We start from the raw sequence: 4542 nt of genomic DNA, 5'->3' as shown, positions 1-4542 counted from the left end.
GAACTTGATTTGATGGAACTTGACCGTGTGAAGATAGACAATCTTCCTTATGGTGATGAGATAAATTTTGATGCATGGATAGAGTACAGAGGGCATCAGAACAAGTCGAACCATCCTCAGAGATTTTTTCAAACTTTTGAGAAAAAAACACGTGATATGTCCACACTGCTTTTAGCCGATATTTCGCTCTCAACAGAGGCAGGGGTTACGCAGGATATTCGTGTGATTGACATGATACGAGATTCACTTATGGTCTTCTCCGAGTCACTTAATAGACTAGAAGACTCTTTTGGAATTTATGCTTTTTCATCCATCAAAAATAAAAAAGTCAATTTTCATATAGTGAAAAATTTTAAAGAGAAGTATGGAGATTTGATACGCGGTCGCATAGATGTTTTAAAACCGGGTTACTACACTCGTTTGGGTGCTGCAGTGCGTGAGAGTGGAAAAATACTTCAAAAAGAGCAGAGCCAAAACAGACTCCTACTCATTTTAAGTGATGGAAAACCGAACGATACTGATAGATATGATGGCAGATACGGCATAGAAGATACAAAAAAAGCCATAGATGAAGTAAGGCAGATGGGAATTACTCCTTTTTGCATTACCATAGATGTTGAGGCTAGGGAGTATCTGCCCTATCTTTTTGGAAGAAACTCTTATGCGGTTATTAGAGATGCGAAGAAGCTGCCAAAAGTTTTAACAGAAATTTATATGAACTTAACGAAGTAGTGGAGAGTTAGTTCTTTTTATACGCTTACTTAGAGGGCAAATCCTCGCTTTGCTCTGAGCCTCACGCAAGCGCATAAAAAGAACTAACTCAGTTTAAATAATAAAGGAAAATGTATGTCACACAGTTACTATTTACCACAAGCAAATGAAGTAGAACTTTTTGAAGCTGCAGCGGGGATGAATCTACCGGTGCTCATTAAAGGGCCTACAGGGTGCGGTAAGACGCGATTTATTGAGACTATGGGAGAGAGACTTGGTCGTGAAGTTTATACGGTTGTTTGTCATGATGATTTGAGTGCGGCGGACTTGGTTGGTCGTCACCTTATAGATGAAAACGGCACATACTGGCAAGATGGTCCTCTTACAAAAGCGGTGCGAAATGGTGGAATATGCTACCTTGATGAAATAATTGAGGCGCGTAAAGATACAACGGTTGTGCTGCACTCTTTGGCAGATTATAGACGTGTTTTGCCGATTGACAGAACAGGTGAGCTTATAGAAGCACATCCTGACTTTATGCTTGTTGTCTCTTACAACCCTGGTTACCAAAATGTACTTAAGGGAATGAAACCAAGTACAAAACAGCGTTTTATTTCGCTGAGTTTTACATACCCTAAGCCCGACATAGAAAAAGAGGTCATCATAAAAGAGAGTGGTGTTGATGAGCCAACAGCACAAAAACTTGTAAATATAGCAGGAGAGATTCGCCAGCTTAGTGATAGTGACATTCAAGAGGCGGTCTCTACCAGATTGCTCATCTATGCGGCAAAACTGATGGTAAAAGGCTTTGACCCTTATCAGGCGTGTATGCACTCTATAGTTGAGTCATTAAGTGATGAAGAGGATGTTTTAGAAGTGTTGCAAAAACTTATCTCTCTTCACTTTGCAAAGGCTGAGTGATGGCAAAAAGTGTAACTATTAAAGAGCCTTATCCACCGGGTGATTTTGCAATATGGTTGGTTATTTATGTTGAGCTTATAACCTTTGGCTTTATGTTTTTAGGCTATGCTTTTTCAAGACATGCTGATGTGGCACTCTTTAACAAGTCGCAACTTCTGCTTAATCAAACTTCAGGTTTTATTGACACACTTATTTTGATTACGGGGAGTTATTTTATTGTCAAGGCTGTAAATTTGGTAAAAAATGCCAAAGGTGAGCAGATAATAAAAGAGGCAAATCAAAAAGCTTCCAAGTGGATAGCAGCAAGTGTACTCTTTGGGTGTCTGTTTTTGATTAATAAACTTTTAGAGTTCTCAGATATTTTTTCTCAGGGCATATCACTAGGTACAAACAAGTTTTTTATGTTCTATCTGCTGCTTACGATGTTTCACTTTATGCATGTTACTTTAGGAACCATCATTCTTTTTAATATTTTTAGAAGAACAAAGGCTTCTGCTTATAGCGCTGAGAATACACGAGGTATAGAGACAGGTGCGGTATATTGGCATCTAGTAGATGTGTTGTGGATAGTTTTATTTCCACTCATTTATATTATAAGGTAGTTGAAATGAAAAGAACAGTAGAGATAGTTTGGGGCGTTTTGATTGTACTTACAATATTTGCATATCTTTTAGGTAAACTACATCTTGCAAGTGGTTTTATGGTGGGTGTGCTTCTTTTTACTACATTTGTAAAAGGTCAGCTTGTGATTGATTACTTTATGGGGATGAAAAATGTCTCTTTGAGGTACAGACTTATACCAACAATTTGGCTTGTTGTTGTCATCTCTTCCATTGCAGTCAGTTATTATTTATAAAATTATCGTATAATATTTATAAATTATTTATATAAAGGTGTTAGAAGATGGAAGTTAATTTACGTCAAATTGCAACTATAAAGTCTCCTTTTTGTGATTTAAAAGATATGCCGGTGCAGCCTTGCGGAGCGAGAGAAGTCTTGGCAACTATTGAATTTAAAGAGGAATATAGTGTAGGTTTGAAAGATTTAGATGGTTTTTCTCATGCCTATCTTATATACTATTTTCATAAAATTGACACCCATCAACTCAGTGTCATTCCTTTTAATGATAAAACAAATACACAAAGAGGCGTATTTTCTACACGAACTCCTATGCATCCAAACTCTATAGGGCTTTCAGTCGTTGAGATTGTGAATGTTGTTGACAATATTGTCACGATTAAGGGTGTTGATATTGTTGATGGAACACCCCTTTTAGACATTAAGCCTTATATTGAAAATTTTGATAGGGTTGAGGGTGCAGTGAAGAGCGGCTGGATGCATGCAAGTGCCGATGAGGTAAGTAGTATGCGTTCTGATGAGAGATTTATATAGTTAAAAAGAAGGAAATAGATATGAAAGAGATTACATTAGAGACAAAAGTTGCAGATCTGCTTAATGATTATGATGGGATGAAAGATATTCTCATTAAGGTTAATCCTAAATTTAAAAAATTAAATAATCCCGTGCTTCGTCGAACACTAGCAAAAATAGCAGGTGTAAAACAAGCAGCTGTAGTGGGTGGAATGGAGCCGATGGATCTGCTTAATCAACTCCGTGTTGCTGTTGGACAAGAACCAGTGAGCGTGGATATGACAGAAATGCAAAATGAGGAAGATGAAAATATTCCTACTTGGATAACAGAAACACCAACAGAGAGTATAGATGCAAATGAACTCTTAGATAAAGAGGATAATCCTTTAGCAAAAGCTTTTAATATTTTAAGAAAATTTCATGAAGGAGAGATTCTTACCATTACTTCTGACTTTAAGCCTGAACCATTAATAGAAGAGTTTGAAAAGCAAGGGCATGAGGTTTATTCTCAAGAATTAGAAGAAGATAAGTTTATAACATACGTTAAAAAATAGTTTAAAGTTAATTACCTAAAAGTACAGCTATCCATCGTGTGTCCTCTTTTGCATCGAGGACTATTTTCACCATGATGGTAAGAGGAACAGAGAGGAGCATTCCTACTGGTCCGAGCAGCCACCCCCAAAAAATAAGTGAAAGAAAGACAACGAGTGTTGAAAGCCCCAGCCCTTTTCCCATGATTTTTGGTTCAATAATTGAACCGATGGTTATGTTGGTAATTGCGTAGATAGCAGCAACTAAAAGTGTTGTTGTCAGGTCAAACTGAATCAAAGACATAAGGACTGCCGGAACTGCAGCGATGATAGAACCAATATTTGGGATGAAATTAAGTAAAAAAGCAACTACACCCCATAAAATGGCATAATCAAGACCTATGATTTTAAGTGATACGGCAATAAAAATTCCCGTTGCTGCTGAGGTCATTGATTTGAGCAGTATAAAGTGTTTGATATTGTCACTTACCTCAATAAATGAATTGAGGCTATTTGTATTTGAGCGTTCTAATTTTTTTCTAAATTGTGATACTTCCATCAACATAAAAATGATTGTCATAATTATCATAAGTGAATTTGTCAATAAGCCACTAAGAGATTTGAGTGTTTTTGAGATATATTGCATAATACTATTTGTTGCAAAGAGTGTTGAAAAGTCCTCTTTTGGTACTTGAATGCCATAGCTTTGTAAAAAACCAAGAAGATTCTGAAAATCAGTGCGCAATTTTATCTCGTAACTTGGAACATTTTGTGTAAAATCTTGGATAGATGTGCCCAAAAATATCATCAATGTTGTAATTGTGGCAAGCAAAAATAGTATGATAAGCAGTAACGCTATGCCTTGGGGAACCTTTTTCTCTTTGAGCCATAAAAACAGGGGAGAGAGAATAATGGCAAGAAAAAGTGAAAGTAAAAAGGGAACTACAATAGCAGAAGCAGCCTTAATGCCTGCAAGTACAATAACCACAGCTGCCATAATTAAAAATCC

General features: G+C 36.7%; 7 protein-coding genes. 6 read left to right on the top strand and 1 reads right to left on the bottom strand.

All coding sequences use genetic code 11. The features are described from left to right. The 6 genes from MV589_RS07135 to MV589_RS07110 form a co-directional block, all read left to right on the top strand. Window positions 1–732, top strand: a 732-nt coding sequence (locus MV589_RS07135) for a nitric oxide reductase activation protein NorD (protein ID WP_367271575.1), incomplete at its 5' end; no start/stop codon positions are given. Window positions 733–846: 114 nt separating this feature from the next. Next, on the top strand, window positions 847–1632 hold the full coding sequence (locus tag MV589_RS07130) for a CbbQ/NirQ/NorQ/GpvN family protein (protein WP_297433384.1): 786 nt from the start codon (window positions 847–849) through the stop codon (window positions 1630–1632). Continuing rightward, window positions 1632–2234: a cytochrome c oxidase subunit 3 gene (locus MV589_RS07125; protein ID WP_297433383.1), complete on the top strand. Its 603-nt coding sequence runs from the start codon at window positions 1632–1634 to the stop codon at window positions 2232–2234. Before MV589_RS07130 ends, MV589_RS07125 begins: the two co-directional genes overlap by 1 nt. Window positions 2235–2239: 5 nt before the next feature. Next, a complete protein-coding gene (locus tag MV589_RS07120; RefSeq protein WP_297433382.1) occupies window positions 2240–2488 on the top strand; it encodes a cytochrome C oxidase subunit IV family protein in 249 nt (82 codons plus the stop codon). Between the two features lie 47 nt (window positions 2489–2535). Continuing rightward, window positions 2536–3024, top strand: a complete 489-nt coding sequence (gene tsaA / locus MV589_RS07115) for a tRNA (N6-threonylcarbamoyladenosine(37)-N6)-methyltransferase TrmO (RefSeq protein ID WP_297433380.1) — start codon at window positions 2536–2538, stop codon at window positions 3022–3024. Between the two features lie 20 nt (window positions 3025–3044). Next, on the top strand, window positions 3045–3557 hold the full coding sequence (locus MV589_RS07110; protein WP_297433378.1) for a DUF1858 domain-containing protein: 513 nt from the start codon (window positions 3045–3047) through the stop codon (window positions 3555–3557). Window positions 3558–3564: 7 nt separating this feature from the next. Here MV589_RS07110 and MV589_RS07105 read toward each other — a convergent pair. Then, window positions 3565–4542: AI-2E family transporter (locus MV589_RS07105; RefSeq protein WP_367271574.1), on the bottom strand; the 978-nt coding region annotated here is incomplete at its 5' end.

Origin of the sequence: Sulfurimonas sp. (genome assembly GCF_026991475.1) — a bacterium.
In the GTDB taxonomy this organism is placed as follows: domain Bacteria; phylum Campylobacterota; class Campylobacteria; order Campylobacterales; family Sulfurimonadaceae; genus Sulfurimonas.
This window is presented reverse-complemented; position numbering and strand designations above follow the sequence as displayed.